Below are 17909 nucleotides of genomic sequence, written 5' to 3' on the forward strand. Positions count from 1 at the left end.
ATGACAACTCCCCCCCTCAGGCCGCTTCGCCGTACAGGGCAAGCAGGTCGTGCGCGAAGCCGTCGAGCTGCTCCACCACGCCCGCGATGAGGCGGCCAAACACGTTGTAGGCCATGACGGAAGGAATGGCCACCAGCAGCCCAAAGGCCGTCATGATGAGCGACTCGCCCACCGGGCCTGCCACCTTGTCGATGCTGAGCGCTCCCGCACCGGCCAGCCCCGTGAGCGCATGGTTGATGCCCCACACCGTGCCCAGCAGCCCGACAAAGGGCGCCGTGGAACCGATCGTGGCCAGCACGATCTGCCCCCACTGCAGCTGGCGACTCGCGGAGCCGAGCGCCTCGCGCAGGCGGCGGGTGAGCCGTGCAGCACGGGACCCTGTGGCCTCCAGCGTGGCCTGCGCCGCCACATCCGGGCCCTGCACGCCGTCGAGGAGCGGCAGCACGAGCCGCAGGGGATCATGGGCGCGCACCCCCTGCCATGCGGCGGTGGCATCTGCCGCCTGCCAGTAGGCCGCAATGCTGCGGGGCACGCTGCGGCGGGCGCGCGCCACGAGCCAGCCCTTGTAGACGATGACCACCCAGGTCAGCACCGACATGCACAGCAGCACCACGATGACGCCCCGGCTGACGGCATCGCCCTGCTGCCACAGCGCGACCAGGTTCATGCCGCCGTCCCGGCTCCGTCGCGCAGCCCGAGCACGTCGAACATGTCGTAGAGGCCGCTGGAGCGCCCCGCCAGAAAGCGCACCGCGCGCAGGCTGCCCTGCGCATAGCCGGCACGGCTGCTGGACTTGTGGCTGATCTCGATGCGCTCGCCGGTGCCTGCGAACATCACGGTGTGATCCCCCACGATGTCCCCGCCGCGAATGGTCGAGAAACCGATGGTGGACGGATCGCGCTCGCCGGTGTGGCCATAGCGCTCATAGACGGCGCAGGTCTTGAGATCACGCCCGAGCGCCTCGGCAATCACCTCGCCCATCTTGAGCGCAGTGCCGCTGGGCGCATCGACCTTGTGGCGATGGTGTGCCTCGATGATCTCGATGTCGTAGCCCGTGGACAGGGCCTGGGCGGCCATCTGGAGCAGCTTGAGCGTGACGTTCACGCCCACGCTCATGTTGGGCGCCATGACGATGGCGATGTCCTGAGCGGCGGCAGCGATCTCGGCCTTCTGTGCGTCCGTGAAGCCGGTGGTGCCGATCACCAGATTCACCCCTGCTGCACGGCAGGCCGCCAGATGCTGCATGGTGCCTTCGGGACGGGTGAAGTCGATGAGGGCCTGCGCTCCCTGCAGCCCCTGCGCCAGGTCGGCGGTGATGGCCACGCCAGAGAGCTTCCCGGTAAAGGCGCTCGCGTCGCTGCCCAGAGTGGGCGAGCCCGCACGGTCGAGTGCGCCGGTGAGCGTGCAGTCGTCGGCCTGCATGACAGACTCGATCAGCATGTGGCCCATGCGCCCGGAGGCGCCGGCAATGGCAATGGCATGCCGCCCGGTGGCGGCAGAAGAAGAAAGGCTCACGGGAAAATCCTGCACATGGAAGAGGCGCAGGCAGGCACCCCTGGCACCCGCCTGCACGGGAATGAGAGACGCTGCCCTCCCTTACTGGGGCAGCGGCGGATAGCTGGTCGTGGAAGGGGCCGTCGGCAGCGACGCCGGGGCTGCCGGCTTGTTGTGTGCGGCAAACTGCTCCAGCTGGGCGGGAGAGGCTTCGAGCGAACGCGGCTTGTAGGTGCGCTTGCCACCGATCTCGCGGTCGAAGTCCAGCTCGGCCGGCAGGGTATCCGCGCCTTCGACCTTGCTGAGAACATCGCCCTCGAAATACACGGTCAGGGCATAGCGCTGGGGCGCGACGCCCTTGCGGTTCTTGATGGTGAAGACGTAATCCCAGCGGTTCGAGCGGAACATGTCGGTCAGCAGGGGCGTGCCCAGCACCTGCCGCACCGTGGCGCGCGGCATGCCCGGCTGCAGCGCAGCCGCCTGCTCGCGCGAGATGAAGTTGCCCTGGATGACCTCGGGCTTGTAGATGGCGCAGCCGCCGGCAGCCAGCACGGCCCCCAGCGTGCACGCGCATGCCACCGCCTTCGCGGAACGGGACAGACGGTGCCAACGGTTCATAACAGGCATGGTATGCATCCTGACAATAAAGCTATATGATCCGGCACATTGTAGCGGCAGCCCCTGCACTCGCCGCCTTGCCGGACGGGTGGGTTTGTGACCGTTTCCCACATGTCCTGCACGCATTGCCGATTCCCCATTCCGCCCGCATGGACAACATCGAAGAAATCAAGAGCACCGGACTCAAGGCCACCGCCCCGCGGCTGAAGATCCTGGAAGTTTTTCAACAGAGCACGCAACGGCACATGAGTGCCGAAGATGTCTTTCGCGTGCTCATGCAGGAAGGATCGGACGTGGGCCTGGCCACCGTCTACCGCGTGCTCACCCAGTTCGAGCAGGCGGGCCTTCTGTGCCGCAGCAGCTTCGACAACGGACGTGCCGTCTACGAGCTCGACCTCGGGCAGCACCACGATCACCTGGTGTGCCTGGACTGCGGCCGGGTCGAGGAATTCGTCGATCCTGCGATCGAGAAGCGCCAGACAGCGATTGCCCGCGAACGTGGATTCGCACTCGCCGACCACGCCCTGAGCCTGTACGCCCACTGCCAGAAGCCCGACTGCCCCCACCGGCCGTCGAACTGACCCCCCACAGGCCCTTGCCCCACCTGGGCCATGCAGGGGGCAGGTCTTGCTGCGCTTTGCAGTTTGCTCACACGACGGTGGCAGAAAAATCACGCTTTCCTGCCGGCTCGGACAGACCCGGATCGCATAGCATGATCGCCATGCAGGCCCATCGGGCGCCGGGACAGTGTGCGTCCCGGCCCGGGTCACGTGCCCCATCCGACACGGCCTGACATGCAGGCCGCCTCCTGATCATCCGGGTCACGCATCCGGAGTGCGGGGGTGAGCGCTGCATTTTTTCGTCAAGAAAGCTTTCTGTTCATGCAAGGTCTTCAAGGTTTCACCATTCTGCTGCTCATGCAGGCCGCCGGCGAGGGGCTGGCACGGCTGCTGCATCTTCCACTCCCCGGCCCTGTCATCGGCATGATGCTGCTGCTCCCGAGCCTCGCCTGGCGTCCTCTGCGCGCTCCGGTGCAGGCCTGTGCCGAATTCCTGCTCTCGCATCTGGCGCTGCTGTTCGTGCCGATCAGCGTCGGAGTGGTGAGCCAGCTGCCGCTGCTGCAGCAGTACGGTGGGCGCATCGCCATCATCCTGCTCGCCTCCACGGCGCTGGGGCTGGTGGTCACGGCCCTCGTCATGCAGTGGCTGATGCGCGGCACCACTGCCCAGATGGTGCAGGAAGCTGCCCTGCCCTCGGAGTCAGGAGCTCCCCGTGAATGATTTCGTCCAGTTCTTCACCTATCTGTCGAGCACGCCGCTGTTTGGACTGACAGCCACGCTCGGTGCCTACGTGCTGGCCTCGGCCGTCTACGCAAGGCTCGATGCCAATCCATGGGCCAATCCGGTCCTGTGGTCGGTCGTGGTCCTGATCCTGCTGCTGCTGGTCACGCACACGCCCTATCCCCGGTATTTCGCGGGAGCCCAGTTCATCCACTTTCTGCTGGGGCCGGCCGTGGTGGCCCTGGCCTGGCCCCTGTGGCTGCGACGCGAAGTGCTGCTGCGCCACATCCGTACCCTGCTGACGGCAGCCGTGCTGGGGGGCATTGCCGGATGCGGCTCGGCCGTGCTCATGGGGTGGGCCATGGGCCTGCCGCCCGACCTGCTGCGCTCGCTCTCGCCCAAGGCCATCACGGCCCCGGTGGCCATGGGCATCGCGCAGTCGATTCACGGTGTGCCTGAACTGACGGCCGTGTTCGTGCTCATCACCGGACTCATCGGAGCCATCGGGGGGTCGTATGTGCTCAACGCCATCGGCGCGCGCGGCTGGGCCGTGCGCGGCTTTGCGCTCGGCGCGCAGTCCCATGGCTTCGGTACTGCGCGGGCCATCTATGTCCACCCCGAAGCCGGCGCCTTTGCTGGTCTCGCACTGGGCATGCAGGCTCTCATCGGCTCCATCCTGATCCCGCTCATCGCCGCCTTCTTTGCCTGAGGCGGGCTGGCCCCGGGTCTGCCTGCACGGCACGGTACGGCCAAGGGTCTGGGTGAACTGCCCCGGTAAGCAAAGGTTGCGTCGGCAACACATCTGCCGGGGGGTGTCAGGGCAGAGGTGCCCGGCGTTGCATGCAGTCACCGCTGCCACGCCTGCTGACAAATGCATGTCACATCGCGTTCCTACAATGAAGCCGTCCAAACCCCGGGCCCGCACGGCAGTCATCTGCCCGGCCCGATGGCCGCGTTGCCGTGCCGCGGGTTCACTGGATGCACAGTTGCCCGGAGCAGGCCCTCTGCCCTCCGGATGCCAGATATTCCGACCCTCCCCGGTCGTACCGCCGGCACTTCTGCCGTCCGCAAAGGCTCCGACTGCCGCCTCCTCCCTTCCGGAGCGAGCGCTGAGATGCATCCCCGATCCCGGTCCACGCCACACGAACGGCCCCATCATCAGGAGACCGCCATGACCATTCCTACCGCTTCCACCCCTGCCCTTCCCCTCACTCCGGCCCAGCGTTTCCGGGCCCGCGCCCGCGCCATGCTGCGCATCACCGCTGCCGCCTGGTGCGCCGGCGGTACGGTGGCCCTGGCCGTGGCCCAGCCGGCACCGCCCGCTCAGCCCGTGCCGATTCCGGCCATGCAACAGCAAGGCTCAGCACAATGGAGCTGCGGCGGCATAGGCATCGACGAATCGACCGCCATGCGCCATGCCATGAAAGACCATGCCCTGTCCCTGCTGATGAGCACCCCCACCGGCGCCTACGATGCCGACGTCCAGGTGCGCATTGCCGACAGCCGGGGACGCACCGTGCTCGCCACGCGTGCCGGTGGCCCCTTCTGCCTGATCGATCTGCCACGCGGCCACTACACGGTGCAGGCCACGCAAAAGGGCCAGACCCTGACCCATCCGGTGCATCTGGCAGGCAAGCCCGTGACGGTGCACCTGACCTTCCGCCCCTGATCCTGCCGGGCAGGCAGCATGCCCGGCCATGGCACAGATGTGACAGTCTGTCTCGATGACAGCCATGCCGGAACTTTCCAGACCCTGGAGGATCTTTCCCACATATCCGACAGGACAAGGCTGCGGGAGCCGCTCCCCCCCACAAGCCGTCCTGCCGAAGTTTTCAGACACACTTTTTCGCCTGTAGGAGGCAGCCATCTGAAGTATTCTGTGGCTGACCGGCAATCCTGCTGCACTGCAAGGAGAAGCACCATGAACATGCTCCGCCATTTCCTGAAGCGTCCGCTGCTCGGCTTTGGTCTGATCGCACTGGCCTGCATCGCAGCCGTGCTGGTGCAGGTGGTGTGGCTGCGCGGCGAAGGCAGTACCCAGCGCGTTTCCGCCACGGACACCGACAGCAGCCATTCCCGCCATGCCGAGGTGCAGACATGGTGCACCACGGCCTCCGGTGCAGTGGATTTCTGTACCTGAGCTGCGGAGTGTCCCTGCAAGGAGTGGTTCAGGTGCTTGAACCGCTCTCCAGTGCCTGCGCAATGTCCGCAGCCAGCCGTTCCGGCCGCGTCCAGGGGGCGTAGCGGCGCAGCGGCTGTCCATCGCGCCCCACCAGAAACTTGGTGAAGTTCCATTTGATGCGCGGCGTTCCCAACACCCCCGGCAGGCTGTGGGTGAGCCACACAAACATCGGATCGGCCTGCGGCCCGTGCACATCGACCTTGCCCATCATCGGGAAGTCCACGCCATGCCGCAAGCGGCAGAATGTGCCGATCTCGTCCGGGGTGCCGGGCTCCTGTCCGGCAAACTGGTTGCAGGGAAACCCGAGCACCACGAACCCCCGCTCGCGGAACTGCCGGTACAGGGCTTCCAGCCCCTCCAGCTGCGGCGTGAATCCACAGTGGCTTGCCGTATTCACCACCAGCACCACCTCACCCGCATGGCGGCTCAGCGGATAGGGATGACCGGACAGATCCAGCGGAGTGAAATCGCTCAGGCAGCTCATGCATCAGCCCTGTGTCGGTTGCAGCAAAAAGAAAAGGGACGCCACATCGGTGCTTGCCCTTCCATCGAAACTCTCGCCCTCAGTGCGCCGAAACAGCCGCCAGCACAGCCGCCGACATCACCAGCATGCCTCCCAGGGCAGTCTGTGCGGTGAGATGCGCCGCCCCGGCCCAGGCTGAAGAGGTGGTGGCAAACACCACTTCGAGCAGCATGATGAGGGACATGGCATGGGCGGTCAAGCGGGCCGAACCGTACTGCAGTGCCGTGTTGCTGAGCATGAAGGCCGCGCTCGCAGCCAGCACCACCAGCCCCCACTGTGCCGCCAGCGGCGGCAGGGGGGTCACCCCGTAGCGGTGCGTCAGCAGCGCACCCCCTGCCACCAGCCCTCCCAGCAGGGCACCACCGGCAAACATGGCCCATACACGCGCCAGCGGCGAGTGCCGGACAGCGCTGCGGGACAGCAGCACATTGGTGGCCGCGAACATGAAGCCCCCCACGAGTGCCAGCCCATCGGCCATGCCCGAGGGCAGCGGCAGACGCCACCCCTGCCCTGCAGGCTGCAGCACCAGCGCCACCCCGGCAAGCGCCAGCACGATCCGCACGATGGCCATGGTCGTGGGCCGCTCGCCGAGCAGCCACCAGGCCAGCAGCACCGCCCAGGCCGGCATCAGGTAGAACAGCAGCACCACCCGGATCACGTCGCCGATGGTGATGGCCCAGTTGAAGCAGGTATTGGTGAGCCCCGCCACCACAAGCAGCGCCCACAGATCCGACGGCCGCGCAAACTCCCGCAGCATGGCAGGCCGGACCAGCACGATACCGACGAGCGGCACGCAGTACATCAGCACCGTGGCCCACAGCGGGTGCACCCCCATGCCCTGCAGGACATGAAAGGGCCACCACGACACCCCCCACACCAGCGCATTGAAGACGATGGCAAGAACGGGCAGCAGGTTGGACATGGACAGCGATGGACGGAAGGGTGAAAGTGAAGAAAAAGCCGGCTGGAGATGCTGCACCTGCACCGGTGGGCCAGGTCAGCCACACTCGCTGTGCATCTGCGTGAAACCCTGCCCAGTGCAAACACTGCGCGAGCCGGCAGGGCTGCAGAGCCCCACGGCAGGCTTTCCAGACAGCGCCCCCGGATCGGATCAGACGCAGTGGCTCTTGTCGCTGCGGGCGATTTCGAGCAGGTTGTCGAGCTCGGCCGCATGGCGCGTGCAATTGTGCGCATACCAGCGCTGAATCAGCCACATCGACAGCGACACCAGCACCCCGAAGATGACGATGGCACCATAGGCCGACAGGCCGCCGCGCGTGGCCAGACTGTAGAGAAAGCCGATGCCCAGGATGCAGGCCTGCTCATTGAAGTTCTGCACTGCAATCGAGCGGCCAGCCCCCATGAGGTTGTGCCCCCGATGCTGCAGCAGCGCATTCATGGGCACCACCAGATAGCCCCCGATGGCCCCCAGCACGATCAGGAAAGGCACCGCCAGCCACAGCTGGTGAATGAACACCATGGCCACCACCAGTACCCCCATGACGATGCCGAGCGGCATCACGCGCGTGGCCTGGTCAAGCCGCATGCGCATCGACGCGAACACGGCCCCGGCAGCGGTGCCGATCGCCACCACCCCCACGAGCCGGGAGGCCTCGGGCACTGCATAGCCGAGCGCCACGGCGGCCCAGGCCAGCACGATGTAACGCAGATTGCCACTCACCCCCCAGAACAGCGTGGTGCTGGCCAGGGAAATCTGTCCGAGCTTGTCTTCCCAGAGACGCTTGTTGCAGGTCCAGAAGTCGGGCAGCAGGCTCAGCGGATTGGAAGGCATGGGCCGCATGACCGCGCACGTGAGCGGAATGCGCGTGTTGATCGCTGCGGCAATGAAGTAGATGACCCCGATCACGCTGATGGCCGCCTCGGGGGGGGTATCGACACCGGTGTCGATGAAGGGGAAGTCGAAGGCCAGCAGGGGTTGCGCGATCTGCGGGCTGAGCAGCTGCCCGCCAAACAGCACTCCCAGAATGATCGAAGAGATGGTCAGCCCCTCGATCCAGCCATTGGCCTTGACCAGCTGCGAGGGCGGAAGCAGCTCGGTGAGGATGCCGTACTTGGCCGGCGAATAGGCCGCCGCCCCCAGCCCCACCACCGCATACGCCAGCAGCGGGTGCCCGCCGAACAGCATCATGATGCAGCCGAGCACCTTGATCGCGTTGCTCAGGAACATGACGCGCCCCTTGGGCTGCGAATCGGCAAAGGCCCCCACAAACGGAGCCAGCACCACATAGAACAGGGCGAACACCGGCACCAGAGCAGCCTTCTGCCAGTCTTCGGCGCCGGCTGCCTTGAGCAGGGCAATGGCCGCGATGAACAGGGCGTTGTCGGCCAGCGAGCTGAAGAACTGCGCGGCCATGATGGTATAGAAGCCGCGTTTCATGAAACCGCAGCCCCGCAACTCCGAACGAATAGCATCAGATCACTCAAACACAACCCCTCGCGCCCCTCGGGAACGCTTGTCTCCATCATGGCGCCGCGTCCTTGCACGCGTGCAGTCCATGCCCTGACGGTGCACTGTGTCCGCATGACGGATAGCCGCACCATATCGTAGTATGCGCCATTTCAGGCACTGTCGCCCCGCGCCCCTTCTCCGCCGCCGCAAAACAGGGGTGCACCCCCTGTGGCAGACCCAGGGCCTGTCGCAGGAAACCCACCGTCTGCAGTCCGCCACGCAGGCCAGACACCCACGCGCCCACTCCCGGCAGGAGACGCCCACGCGGTGGGCAGAAGAGGATAATGCCTCCCATCCTCTTTCCTCCTCCGGAATTTCCACCATGCCGCGCCCGATCCATGCCTATGTCCATACCGATGCCCTTGCCCATAACCTGATGCGCTGCCGACAGGCGGCAGGCGAGGCGCGGGTCTGGGCCGTCGTCAAGGCCAATGCCTACGGACACGGCATCGAACGCGCCTACGAGGGTCTGCGCGGTGCGGACGGCTTTGCCCTGCTCGACCTGGACGAGGCCGTGCGTCTGCGCGACCTGGGCTGGCGCGGCCCCATCCAGCTCATCGAAGGCGTGTTCGAGCCCCGCGACCTGGAACTCTGCTCCCGCCTGGGTCTGTGGCACACCGTGCACAGCGACGAACAGATCGACATGCTGGCCGCCCACAAGACGGTGCAGCCCCACAAGGTCTTCCTCAAGCTCAACACGGGCATGCAGCGCCTGGGATTCAACCCCGACCGCTTCCGTGCCGCCTATGCCCGCGTGCAGGCACTGCCCCAAGTGGAAGATGTGGGCCTGATGACCCACTTTGCCACTGCAGACGTGGCCGTGCCGGGCATTGCACGCGCCTGGGAAATCTTCGAGCGCACCACGGCCGAACTCCCCGGCGAACGCAGCGTGTGCAATAGCGCCGCCCTGCTCCGCCACCCGGAACTGGCCGCCGCCACCGACTGGGTGCGCCCCGGCATTGCCCTCTATGGCAGCAGCCCCGACGTGGATGCACACGACGTGCATCACTGGGAGCTGCAGCCCACCATGAGCCTGCGCAGCAAGCTCATCGAGGTGCGCGACCTGCAGCCGGGCGACCAGGTGGGATACGGCGCCCTGTTCACGGCCGATCGCCCCCTGCGCATCGGCGTGGTGGCCTGCGGCTATGCCGATGGCTACCCCCGCACCTGCGGCACCGGCACCCCGGTGCTCGTGGCAGGTCACCGCAGCCGCACCCTCGGCCGCGTCAGCATGGACATGCTGGCAGTGGACCTGACGCCCGACACCACCGACATCCCGGCCGATGCCGTCATCGGCCTGGGCACGGAAGTCACGCTCTGGGGACGTGCCAGCACCGGCGAAGTGCTGCCCATCGACGAGGTGGCCGCCACCGCCGGCACACTGGGCTACGAGCTCATGTGCGCACTGGCGCCCCGGGTGCACGTCAGCGTCACGGACTGAGTCCCTCCGGCTCCTTTGTCCGGTTCCACAGCGCTCCAGTCCTGCACATCCTGCCGCATCGGTGCCGAAGGTTGAAGCGGCAGAACATGCCGCGTCACAGCCGTCGATGCTGCAGCGCGGGCAGCTGCTCGCGCATTTCCTGCATCACGGCCCAGTCGCAGTCGGCCTGCACTACGCCCTCTCCTTCGGCCAGCTCGCCCGTCACCCGCCCCCAGGGGGTGATGGCCAGCGTCTGCCCCCAGGTTCGCCGCCCGTTGGCATGGCGACCGCCCTGCGCCGGTGCCAGCACCCAGGCCAGATTCTCGATGGCCCGTGCCCGCAGCAGCACCTCCCAGTGAGCCTGCCCGGTGGTGTGGGTGAAAGCGCTCGGCACCAGCAGCAGATCGGCGCGCAGCGCCCGGTACAGCTCGGGAAACCGCAGGTCATAGCAGGTGCTCAGCCCCACCCGCCAGACATGGCCATCGCGCGACGGCAACTCGAAGGCCACCGGCTTCGCCCCCGCCTGCTGCACACGGGATTCGTCGTAGCTCTCGCCTCCCCGCTGAAAGGCGAACAGATGCACCTTGTCGTAGCGGGCCACTTCGCGCCCGTCGGGCGCGTACACGAGCGTGGTGTTCGTCACCCGTGCGGGATCGTCGGTCCGCAGCGGAAGGGTGCCTCCAGCCAGCCAGATCCCCAGTCGGCTGGCCTGTGCACGCAAGAAATCCTGCAGGGGCCCGGCGCCGTGCTCCTCTGCAATGCCCAGCTTGTCCCGGTCACTGTGCCCCATGAGACAGAAATACTCGGGCAGTGCCACCAGCTCGGCCCCGCCCTGCGCGGCCTCCTCGATCAAGCGGGCAGCAGTGTGCACATTGGCGGCGGGCTCGGTGCCGGAAACCATCTGGATGGCAGCAACTTTCATGGAACGCTCCGAAAATCAGGAAAGGAATGGCAACATGCCCACTCTAGCGGCTCCAAGCGCTGCCCGCAGGGGGGGCTGCTCCATGTCCACATACAGAGGAGCACGCATTCCCGCAATCGCGGGCCTTTCCCGGGCTGCCACCGCAGTCGACATGCAGAAAGACCCTGCGCAAAACCATGCGCCATGGGTCTTGCACACTGCCTCGCACCTCATCCAGAAAAGCAAAAGCCCCGCATGGAAGCGGGGCCCTGTCATGATCGGGTGCACCATGGACCGGGGCCCATGGAAACCGTGTGATCAATAGTTGTTGTCGCGGTCGTCGAAGTTGTGACGACGGCTGGAGCTGTCACGACGGCCACCGTAGGGGCTGCGGAAGCCATCGCCGCCGTTGCCACCATTGCCGCCACCGAAGCCACCGGCATTGCGACCGCCACCGAAGCCGCCTTCGCGGTTGCCACCGCCGAAGCCACCTTCACGACGGCCGTAGCCACCGCCACCGAAGCCGCCTTCGCGACGGGGGGGACGGGGTTCGAGAGGACGAGCCTCGTTGACCACGAGCGGACGGCCGCCCATGTCCTTGCCATGCAGGCCTTCAATGGCGGCCTGTGCCTCGGCATCGCTGCCCATTTCGACGAAGCCGAAACCCTTGGAACGGCCAGTGTCGCGCTCCATCATGACCTTGGCGCTGGTCACGCTGCCGAATTGGCTGAATTCTTGTGCCAGATCGTTGTCGCGCACAGCATAGGGCAGGTTGCCCACGTACAGTTTGTTGCCCATAAACGGACTTCTCCAGATAGATCAAATACCAGCGATGTCCGTTTGGGATGCGATTCGAAAACCCACTCTATCACTCTCGCAAATCAATCACCGCAGTCATATGGCCGACCTGCCTGCCGGCACAGAAACCGGCGCGACAGAGTGTCATCCATACGCGGCTCATTATCGGCCAGATATGTGACTCGCGGATGCCCCGTGCGCCTGAAAACCCCGGGTTTTCTGCGCGCCTTCATCACAAAAGCAACGGCGCTGTGCGCTTTGTTCTTCCCGCGCCACACTGCCCCGCCCCGGGGCAGCACGCCTTACCAGCTCGTTTCGCGGTCCGGAGTGGAGGAAATGCGGTGGATGCTCAGGTCTGCGCCATCGAACTCTTCTTCCTGTCCCAGCCGAATGCCCACGGTCTTCTTGAGCACCCCATAGACCACCAGACCCGAGCAGACCGCCCACGCCACGCCCATGAGGCTGCCGATGAGCTGAGCCCCGAACGACACCCCGCCGATGCCTCCCAGCATGCGCTGCCCGAAGATGCCGGCTGCAATGCCGCCCCACAGGCCGCACAGGCCGTGCAGGGGCCACACGCCCAGGACATCGTCGATGCGCAGGCGGTTCTGCGTCAGGGTGAATGCCTTGACGAACAGGGCGCCTGCCACGCCACCGACCACCAGGGCGCCCAGCGGGTGCATGAGATCGGAGCCGGCACACACCGCCACCAGTCCAGCAAGGGGGCCATTGTGGACAAAGCCGGGGTCGTTGCGCCCAACCACGAGCGCTGCGAGCGTGCCGCCCACCATGGCCATGAGGCTGTTGACTGCCACCAGCCCGCTCATCCTGTCGATCATCTGGGCGCTCATGACGTTGAAGCCAAACCACCCGACAATGAGAATCCACGAGCCCAGCGCCAGGAAGGGAATGCTGGAAGGCGGATGGGCCGACATGGCGCCGTCCTTGCGATAGCGGTTGTGGCGCGCCCCGAGCAGCAGCACGGCCGGCAGGGCCACCCAGCCACCGAAGGCATGCACCACGATGCTGCCTGCGAAGTCATGGAACTCGGCTCCGGTGACCTCCCTGAGCCAGGCCTGCAGCCCCAGATGCTGGTTCCAGGCCACGCCCTCGAAGAAGGGGTAGCAGAACCCCACCAGCACCGCCGTGGCCATGAGCTGGGGCCAGAAGCGCGAGCGCTCGGCGATGCCCCCTGAAATGATGGCGGGAATGGCGGCCGCAAAGGTGAGCAGGAAGAAGAACCGCACCAGCTCATAGCCATTGGCTGCCGCCAGCGCGTCGGCATGAACGAAGAAATGGGTGCCATAGGCCACCCCGTAGCCCACCAGAAAATACACCACGGTGGACACACTGAAATCGACCAGGATCTTCACCAGCGCATTGACCTGGTTCTTGCGCCGCACGGTGCCGAGCTCCAGAAAGGCAAAGCCTGCATGCATGGCCAATACCATGATCGCGCCCAGCAGAATGAACAGCGCATCGACGCCCTGTTTAGGTGCAAACGTCCCCATTATTGAACACACTCCCTTTTGAGAAAACACTGCATCGCCATATTTCGCACTGATAAGGTGCGCATCACGAGATGCTTTTGCGAACACCCGGAAGCTTTCTGATCGGAAGCCTCAAAGCGCACCGGAATAAGCACGAACTGTGCCAATGAGGTGCGCCTTACGTATGCCATGATGGTGCATCACCCTCAATTGGTGCGCAGCGGCCGGGGCCGGCCCGCGTGCGCTGCCATCGGCAGGCCGGTTCTCCACGCGGGGGGACTTCTTGCTATACTGGTTCCGAGTCAGCGCCGATTTGCTTCCAGCTTGCGGGCGCGTTACAAGTTCAGCTAAAACGGAGCACTGGCAAACCCGGCGTCCCGTTGCGGCTCCGGGTTTTTTTGTTCCAGTTTTCTTTGCGATGTCCCTGATAGCCATTCCCCAGACCATGCACTTTGCGGAGCCCCTGTCTCTGCAGAGTGGCGCCAGCATCCACGACTACACCCTGGCCTACGAGACCTACGGCACCCTCAACGCTGACAGGAGCAACGCCATCCTGATCTGCCACGCGCTCAATGCCTCCCACCATGTGGCGGGCGTGTATGCGGACGATCCCAAGAACGTAGGCTGGTGGGACAACATGATCGGCCCCGGCAAGTCGGTCGATACCGACCGCTTCTTCGTGATCGGAGTCAACAATCTCGGCTCCTGCTTCGGCAGTACGGGGCCGCGCGACCCCAATCCCGATGCGCCGCCGGACAGCCCCCGTACGCGCTACGGGGCGGACTTTCCGGTCATGACGGTGGAAGACTGGGTCCATGCCCAGGCCCGGCTGCTCGATGCACTGGGCATCACGCAGCTCGCGGCGGTGATGGGAGGGAGCCTGGGCGGCATGCAGACCCTGAGCTGGACGCTGCAGTATCCCGAGCGGGTGCGCCATGCGGTGGTGATCGCAAGCGCCCCCAACCTCTCGGCCGAGAACATCGCCTTCAACGAGGTGGCGCGGCGCGCCATCGTGACGGACCCGGATTTTCACGGCGGCCACTACTACGAGCACGACGTGGTGCCGGCGCGCGGGCTGCGCATCGCCCGCATGATCGGGCACATCACCTATCTGTCCGACGACGTGATGAACGCCAAGTTCGGCCGCGAGCTGCGCGACGCCGTGACCGACAACGCCACGGGCTACAAGTACAGCACCCAGGACATCGAATTCCAGATCGAGAGCTACCTGCGGCACCAGGGCGACAAGTTCAGCCGCTACTTCGACGCCAATACCTACCTGCTCATCACGCGCGCGCTGGACTATTTCGATCCGGCGCGGCGCTTCGACGGCGACCTCACCCGCACGATGGCGCAGGCCCGGGCCGGCTTCCTGCTGGTGAGCTTCAGCACGGACTGGCGCTTTTCCCCGGCGCGCAGCCGCGAGATCGTGAAGGCCCTGCTCGACAACGGCCGTGACGTGACCTATGCAGAGATCGACGCGCCCCACGGGCACGACGCCTTCCTGCTCAACGACCCGCGCTACCTGGCTCTGGTGCGCGCGTATTTCGACAAGGAGGTGGCAGCATGAGCGGCGGACTGGTCAATGTGAAGGCCGTGGCGGCCCTGGTGCCCGAAGGTTCGCGCGTGCTCGATCTGGGCTGCGGACGCGGCGAACTGCTGGCCTACCTGCAGCAGCACAAGGGCTGCTCGGGCTACGGCGTGGAGCTCGACGATGCCAATGTGCTGGCCTGCGTCCAGCGCGGCGTCAACGTGCTGCAGCTCAACCTCGATCAGGGGCTGTCGGTGTTTGCCGACGACATGTTCGACGTGGTGCTCCAGATCGACACGCTGCAGCATCTGCGCAATGCCGAGACCATGCTGCGCGAGACGGTGCGCGTCGGGCGCATGGGCATCATCGCGTTTCCGAACTTTGCCCACTGGGCCAACCGCCTGTCGGTGCTGCGTGGACGCATGCCGGTGAACCGCCGCATGCCCTACGAGTGGTACGACACGCCCAACATCCGGGTAGGCACCTATGCCGACTTTGGCATCATGGCGGCCCGCAACCACCTGCGCGTGCTCGACAGCTTTGGGCTCAACGAAGCGCGCGTGGTGCGCCACCTGCCCAACCTGCTCGCCCCCACCGCCGTGTACCAGGTGGCGCGCAGCACGCCACGCTGAGAGGCGCTGCCCGGGGCCATCACCCCGGAGCCGCCCACGCGCTCACTGGAAGGCCACCTCCTGAAAGCTGCGCAGCTTGCGGCTGTGCAGCTGCCCCGTGGCACGCTGGCGCAGCAGCTCCAGCGCCTTGATGCCGATGCGCAGATGCTGGTCGACCCGCTCGCGGTAGAAGCGGTCGGCCATGCCGGGCAGCTTGATCTCGCCATGCATGGGCTTGTCGCTCACGCACAGCAGGGTGCCGTAGGGCACGCGAAAACGAAACCCGTTGGCGGCCACGGTGGCGCTTTCCATGTCGATGGCCACGGCCCGGCTCTGGCTGAAGCGGCGGGCCGGCGTGTTCTGCGCGTCCAGCTCCCAGTTGCGGTTGTCGGTGGTGGCCACGGTACCGGTGCGCAGCACGGCCTTGAGGTCGTCCCCTTCCAGCCGCGTCACCTCCGCCACGGCCTGCTGCAGGGCCTGCTGGATCTCGGCCAGAGCCGGCACGGGCACCCACAGGGGCAGATCGTCGTCGAGCACATGGTCGTCACGGACATAGCCGTGGGCGAGCACGTAGTCGCCCAGAGTCTGGCTGTTGCGCAGCCCCGCACAGTGTCCGAGCATGAGCCAGGCATGGGGGCGCAGCACGGCCACATGGTCGGTCATGGTCTTGGCGTTGCTCGGGCCCACGCCGATGTTGACCATGGTGATGCCCTCGTGGCCAGGACGCACCAGGTGATAGGCCGGCATCTGCGGCAGCCGCTGCGGGTGCGTGCCCTGCACGAAGCCTTCGGGCGGCTGGCCTCCGGCCGCGTGGGTGACCACATTGCCCGGCTCCACAAAGGCGGTGTAGCCACTCGCGGGGTCCTGCACGGCAGCGTGCCCCAGGCGGATGAACTCGTCGATGTAGAACTGGTAGTTGGTGAACAGCACGTAGTTCTGGAAATGGCCGGCAGCGGTCCCGCTGTAGTGGCGCAGGCGCTGCAGCGAATAATCCACACGCGGCGCCGTGAACAGCGACAGCGGATGCGCTGCCGAGCCGTGGGGCTGCCAAGTGCCGTTGGCGATGCGGTCGTCCATGCTCGACAGGTCGGGCCAGTCGAAGGTGGTGTGCATGCGCTCGCGCAGAGTGGCATCGAGCGTGCCCTGCAGCGCCTCGTGCGGATCGAGCGCAAAGTGCAGCGCAATGGGCTGGTGGCTGGTGGCGATCTCCAGCGGCACCCCATGGTTGGCCAGCAACAGCGCGAACTGCATGCGGTAGTAGTCGGCAAACAGAAAAGGATCGGACAGCGTGGTCTCGTACACCCCCGGCTGCGCCACAAAGCCAAAGGCCGAGTGGCTCTCGCCCCGCGGATGCACGGTAGGCACCACCGTGCGGATGCGCACCAGCGGATAGTGCGCCCGCACCGGCCAGGGCAGACTCCCCTCTTCCAGAAACCGCCTGAACCCCGCCCGCAGATGGTCGATGGCCTCCTGATAGATCGTCTGCACCTGGCGCAGCGCAGCATCAGGATCGGTATGGAGCTGGGGCGCCTGAAACGGCGGCGTGAGCGGTTGCTGGGTCATGCGCCCCATTGTACGAAGCGCGCGTGGCAGGGGGATGACTGGGCGGTGGGGGGGCTGTCTCCTGTTTTTTCTTTCCCCGGGGCTTTGGAACGGGCAGCAACTCAATCTGTTTGATCCTGACTGCGGGGCAAGTGGCCGATGTCACACAGGCAGCAGCATTGATCGAGCATTTTAGGCCGGTGCCATCATCGCCAACAAGGGGTACATTGAATCAATGTTCCAATTTCAAGGTGGAATCTCCGACTCCGATAGAAACCGCATCGTTTCAGACCTCCAGAAGCATAGTCACAATTTCTATTGACCAGAACGGTCGTGTGTCCTTCGACATGCAATGGCGCAAGGGTCTACACTTCAATGCAACGCACCGGAAAAAACTACGTTTTTTGCCGTCCAGTGATTTTTTACGTTAAGTTTCACGAGGAAAACTCCGATGACTGACCTGATATCAGAATACAAAAAAGTTTGGGGTGACAACCTAAAGCAGTTACTCGAAGAGTACGACTACCAGAAAAAGCTAACGGAGAAGCTCGACACGCTCGGGCCAAAAGACCTTGATATCAAAACCTTCTACGAAATCGTTCTGTGGAAGCTCAACCGCTTCCCAAGTATCGAAGACAATCTTCTAGAAGAGCTCAAGACAGTAAAAGAAATAAAACCTAATGAGCACCGCAAAGCCAAGGACGTACTTTACAAGATGCTGAGGAGCCCAGGCATTGCGCTGCCAATGGCATCTACGATTCTCAGGTTCCTGAATCCGTCAGCTTTTCAGATCATTGACGATCGCGTCTATCGGGTCGTTCACCCTGGAAAGGCGAAGTACCCGGCCAAGCCACAGAAGCTGAATGAACGCTACCTGAAAACCTCATCCAAGATCTACTTCGACTACCTTGACGCGTTGCACAAGCTATCGTCCCCAAAGTTGCCTTTTGATAAGGCAGATCGAATTCTTTATCAACTCGACATAAAGCTTGGCAACAAGATTGGCACTGGAACCTAGGTGTCGCATCCCAGACGATCATAAGGTCGCT

At 65.0% G+C, this 17909-nt stretch carries 19 protein-coding genes; 9 read left to right on the forward strand and 10 right to left on the reverse strand.

What is annotated here, in order from left to right; translation table 11 throughout:
- Positions 1-16: 16 nt before the first annotated feature.
- From ACE3P9_RS03195 to ACE3P9_RS03205, 3 genes are all read right to left on the reverse strand, one after another.
- Positions 17-667, reverse strand: coding sequence for a MotA/TolQ/ExbB proton channel family protein (locus ACE3P9_RS03195; protein ID WP_374491805.1), 651 nt, complete (start codon positions 665-667; stop codon positions 17-19).
- Positions 664-1515 carry a 4-hydroxy-tetrahydrodipicolinate reductase gene (gene dapB / locus ACE3P9_RS03200; protein WP_374491806.1) on the reverse strand — a complete coding sequence of 284 codons (852 nt, stop codon included), beginning with the start codon at positions 1513-1515 and terminating at the stop codon, positions 664-666. The genes ACE3P9_RS03195 and dapB overlap by 4 nt, the downstream gene beginning before the upstream one ends.
- Positions 1516-1596: 81 nt before the next feature.
- A complete protein-coding gene (locus ACE3P9_RS03205) occupies positions 1597-2121 on the reverse strand; it encodes an outer membrane protein assembly factor BamE (RefSeq protein WP_374491807.1) in 525 nt (174 codons plus the stop codon).
- A gap of 140 nt (positions 2122-2261) precedes the next feature.
- Here ACE3P9_RS03205 and fur point away from each other — a divergent pair, with 140 nt between their 5' ends.
- The 5 genes from fur to ACE3P9_RS03230 all read left to right on the forward strand — a co-directional run bounded on the left by fur (position 2262) and on the right by ACE3P9_RS03230 (position 5532).
- Entirely contained in the window at positions 2262-2693 is a 432-nt protein-coding gene (gene fur, locus ACE3P9_RS03210; protein WP_374491808.1) for a ferric iron uptake transcriptional regulator, read from the forward strand.
- Positions 2694-2993: 300 nt separating this feature from the next.
- Positions 2994-3392, forward strand: coding sequence for a CidA/LrgA family protein (locus ACE3P9_RS03215; protein ID WP_374491809.1), 399 nt, complete (start codon positions 2994-2996; stop codon positions 3390-3392).
- Entirely contained in the window at positions 3385-4101 is a 717-nt protein-coding gene (locus tag ACE3P9_RS03220; RefSeq protein ID WP_374491810.1) for an LrgB family protein, read from the forward strand. The genes ACE3P9_RS03215 and ACE3P9_RS03220 overlap by 8 nt, the downstream gene beginning before the upstream one ends.
- Before the next feature lie 462 nt (positions 4102-4563).
- Positions 4564-5061, forward strand: coding sequence for a carboxypeptidase regulatory-like domain-containing protein (locus ACE3P9_RS03225; RefSeq protein WP_374491811.1), 498 nt, complete (start codon positions 4564-4566; stop codon positions 5059-5061).
- 252 nt (positions 5062-5313) lie between these two features.
- Positions 5314-5532 (forward strand): hypothetical protein, encoded by a 219-nt coding sequence (locus ACE3P9_RS03230; protein WP_374491812.1) that lies wholly within the window; start codon positions 5314-5316, stop codon positions 5530-5532.
- A 28-nt stretch (positions 5533-5560) separates the two neighbouring features.
- On the opposite strand, the gene ACE3P9_RS03235 is transcribed toward ACE3P9_RS03230, so the two are convergent.
- The 3 genes from ACE3P9_RS03235 to lplT form a co-directional block, all read right to left on the reverse strand.
- Positions 5561-6058: a glutathione peroxidase gene (locus ACE3P9_RS03235; protein WP_374491813.1), complete on the reverse strand. Its 498-nt coding sequence runs from the start codon at positions 6056-6058 to the stop codon at positions 5561-5563.
- A gap of 79 nt (positions 6059-6137) precedes the next feature.
- Entirely contained in the window at positions 6138-7019 is an 882-nt protein-coding gene (locus ACE3P9_RS03240; protein ID WP_374491814.1) for a DMT family transporter, read from the reverse strand.
- Positions 7020-7208: 189 nt separating this feature from the next.
- Complete coding sequence (gene lplT, locus ACE3P9_RS03245; protein WP_374491815.1) at positions 7209-8495, reverse strand: lysophospholipid transporter LplT; 1287 nt, start codon at positions 8493-8495, stop codon at positions 7209-7211.
- A 394-nt stretch (positions 8496-8889) separates the two neighbouring features.
- On the opposite strand from lplT, the gene alr reads away from it, so the two are divergent.
- On the forward strand, positions 8890-10008 hold the full coding sequence (gene alr / locus ACE3P9_RS03250; protein WP_374491816.1) for an alanine racemase: 1119 nt from the start codon (positions 8890-8892) through the stop codon (positions 10006-10008).
- A gap of 94 nt (positions 10009-10102) precedes the next feature.
- Here alr and ACE3P9_RS03255 read toward each other — a convergent pair whose 3' ends face one another.
- The 3 genes from ACE3P9_RS03255 to ACE3P9_RS03265 form a co-directional block, all read right to left on the reverse strand.
- The gene (locus tag ACE3P9_RS03255; RefSeq protein ID WP_374491817.1) at positions 10103-10909 is read right to left on the reverse strand and encodes a carbon-nitrogen hydrolase family protein; all 807 of its coding nucleotides are present in this window, start codon (positions 10907-10909) and stop codon (positions 10103-10105) included.
- 297 nt (positions 10910-11206) lie between these two features.
- Entirely contained in the window at positions 11207-11686 is a 480-nt protein-coding gene (locus tag ACE3P9_RS03260; protein ID WP_374491818.1) for an RNA recognition motif domain-containing protein, read from the reverse strand.
- Between the two features lie 302 nt (positions 11687-11988).
- A complete protein-coding gene (locus ACE3P9_RS03265) occupies positions 11989-13197 on the reverse strand; it encodes an ammonium transporter (RefSeq protein ID WP_374491819.1) in 1209 nt (402 codons plus the stop codon).
- A 397-nt stretch (positions 13198-13594) separates the two neighbouring features.
- On the opposite strand from ACE3P9_RS03265, the gene ACE3P9_RS03270 reads away from it, so the two are divergent.
- Both ACE3P9_RS03270 and metW read left to right on the forward strand, forming a co-directional pair.
- Positions 13595-14746, forward strand: coding sequence for a homoserine O-acetyltransferase (locus ACE3P9_RS03270; RefSeq protein WP_374491820.1), 1152 nt, complete (start codon positions 13595-13597; stop codon positions 14744-14746).
- Positions 14743-15339 carry a methionine biosynthesis protein MetW gene (gene metW / locus ACE3P9_RS03275; RefSeq protein ID WP_374491821.1) on the forward strand — a complete coding sequence of 199 codons (597 nt, stop codon included), beginning with the start codon at positions 14743-14745 and terminating at the stop codon, positions 15337-15339. Before ACE3P9_RS03270 ends, metW begins: the two co-directional genes overlap by 4 nt.
- Before the next feature lie 42 nt (positions 15340-15381).
- Here metW and ACE3P9_RS03280 read toward each other — a convergent pair whose 3' ends face one another.
- Positions 15382-16881 carry an AMP nucleosidase gene (locus ACE3P9_RS03280; protein ID WP_374491822.1) on the reverse strand — a complete coding sequence of 500 codons (1500 nt, stop codon included), beginning with the start codon at positions 16879-16881 and terminating at the stop codon, positions 15382-15384.
- A gap of 430 nt (positions 16882-17311) precedes the next feature.
- On the opposite strand from ACE3P9_RS03280, the gene ACE3P9_RS03285 reads away from it, so the two are divergent.
- The gene (locus ACE3P9_RS03285; protein ID WP_374491823.1) at positions 17312-17878 is read left to right on the forward strand and encodes a hypothetical protein; all 567 of its coding nucleotides are present in this window, start codon (positions 17312-17314) and stop codon (positions 17876-17878) included.
- Positions 17879-17909: the final 31 nt, after the last annotated feature.

This window comes from Allobrachymonas sp. (assembly GCF_041912815.1).
GTDB lineage: Bacteria > Pseudomonadota > Gammaproteobacteria > Burkholderiales > Burkholderiaceae_C > Brachymonas.

Coding starts and splice junctions, on each gene's coding strand:
- ACE3P9_RS03195 (WP_374491805.1), bottom strand. CDS start 667: ATGAACCTGGTCGCGCTGTGGCAGCAGGGCGATGCCGTCAGCCGGGGC.
- ACE3P9_RS03205 (WP_374491807.1), bottom strand. CDS start 2,121: ATGCCTGTTATGAACCGTTGGCACCGTCTGTCCCGTTCCGCGAAGGCG.
- fur (WP_374491808.1), top strand. CDS start 2,262: ATGGACAACATCGAAGAAATCAAGAGCACCGGACTCAAGGCCACCGCC.
- ACE3P9_RS03215 (WP_374491809.1), top strand. CDS start 2,994: ATGCAAGGTCTTCAAGGTTTCACCATTCTGCTGCTCATGCAGGCCGCC.
- ACE3P9_RS03225 (WP_374491811.1), top strand. CDS start 4,564: ATGACCATTCCTACCGCTTCCACCCCTGCCCTTCCCCTCACTCCGGCC.
- ACE3P9_RS03230 (WP_374491812.1), top strand. CDS start 5,314: ATGAACATGCTCCGCCATTTCCTGAAGCGTCCGCTGCTCGGCTTTGGT.
- ACE3P9_RS03235 (WP_374491813.1), bottom strand. CDS start 6,058: ATGAGCTGCCTGAGCGATTTCACTCCGCTGGATCTGTCCGGTCATCCC.
- ACE3P9_RS03240 (WP_374491814.1), bottom strand. CDS start 7,019: ATGTCCAACCTGCTGCCCGTTCTTGCCATCGTCTTCAATGCGCTGGTG.
- lplT (WP_374491815.1), bottom strand. CDS start 8,495: ATGAAACGCGGCTTCTATACCATCATGGCCGCGCAGTTCTTCAGCTCG.
- alr (WP_374491816.1), top strand. CDS start 8,890: ATGCCGCGCCCGATCCATGCCTATGTCCATACCGATGCCCTTGCCCAT.
- ACE3P9_RS03255 (WP_374491817.1), bottom strand. CDS start 10,909: ATGAAAGTTGCTGCCATCCAGATGGTTTCCGGCACCGAGCCCGCCGCC.
- ACE3P9_RS03260 (WP_374491818.1), bottom strand. CDS start 11,686: ATGGGCAACAAACTGTACGTGGGCAACCTGCCCTATGCTGTGCGCGAC.
- ACE3P9_RS03265 (WP_374491819.1), bottom strand. CDS start 13,197: ATGGGGACGTTTGCACCTAAACAGGGCGTCGATGCGCTGTTCATTCTG.
- ACE3P9_RS03270 (WP_374491820.1), top strand. CDS start 13,595: ATGTCCCTGATAGCCATTCCCCAGACCATGCACTTTGCGGAGCCCCTG.
- metW (WP_374491821.1), top strand. CDS start 14,743: ATGAGCGGCGGACTGGTCAATGTGAAGGCCGTGGCGGCCCTGGTGCCC.
- ACE3P9_RS03280 (WP_374491822.1), bottom strand. CDS start 16,881: ATGACCCAGCAACCGCTCACGCCGCCGTTTCAGGCGCCCCAGCTCCAT.
- ACE3P9_RS03285 (WP_374491823.1), top strand. CDS start 17,312: ATGACTGACCTGATATCAGAATACAAAAAAGTTTGGGGTGACAACCTA.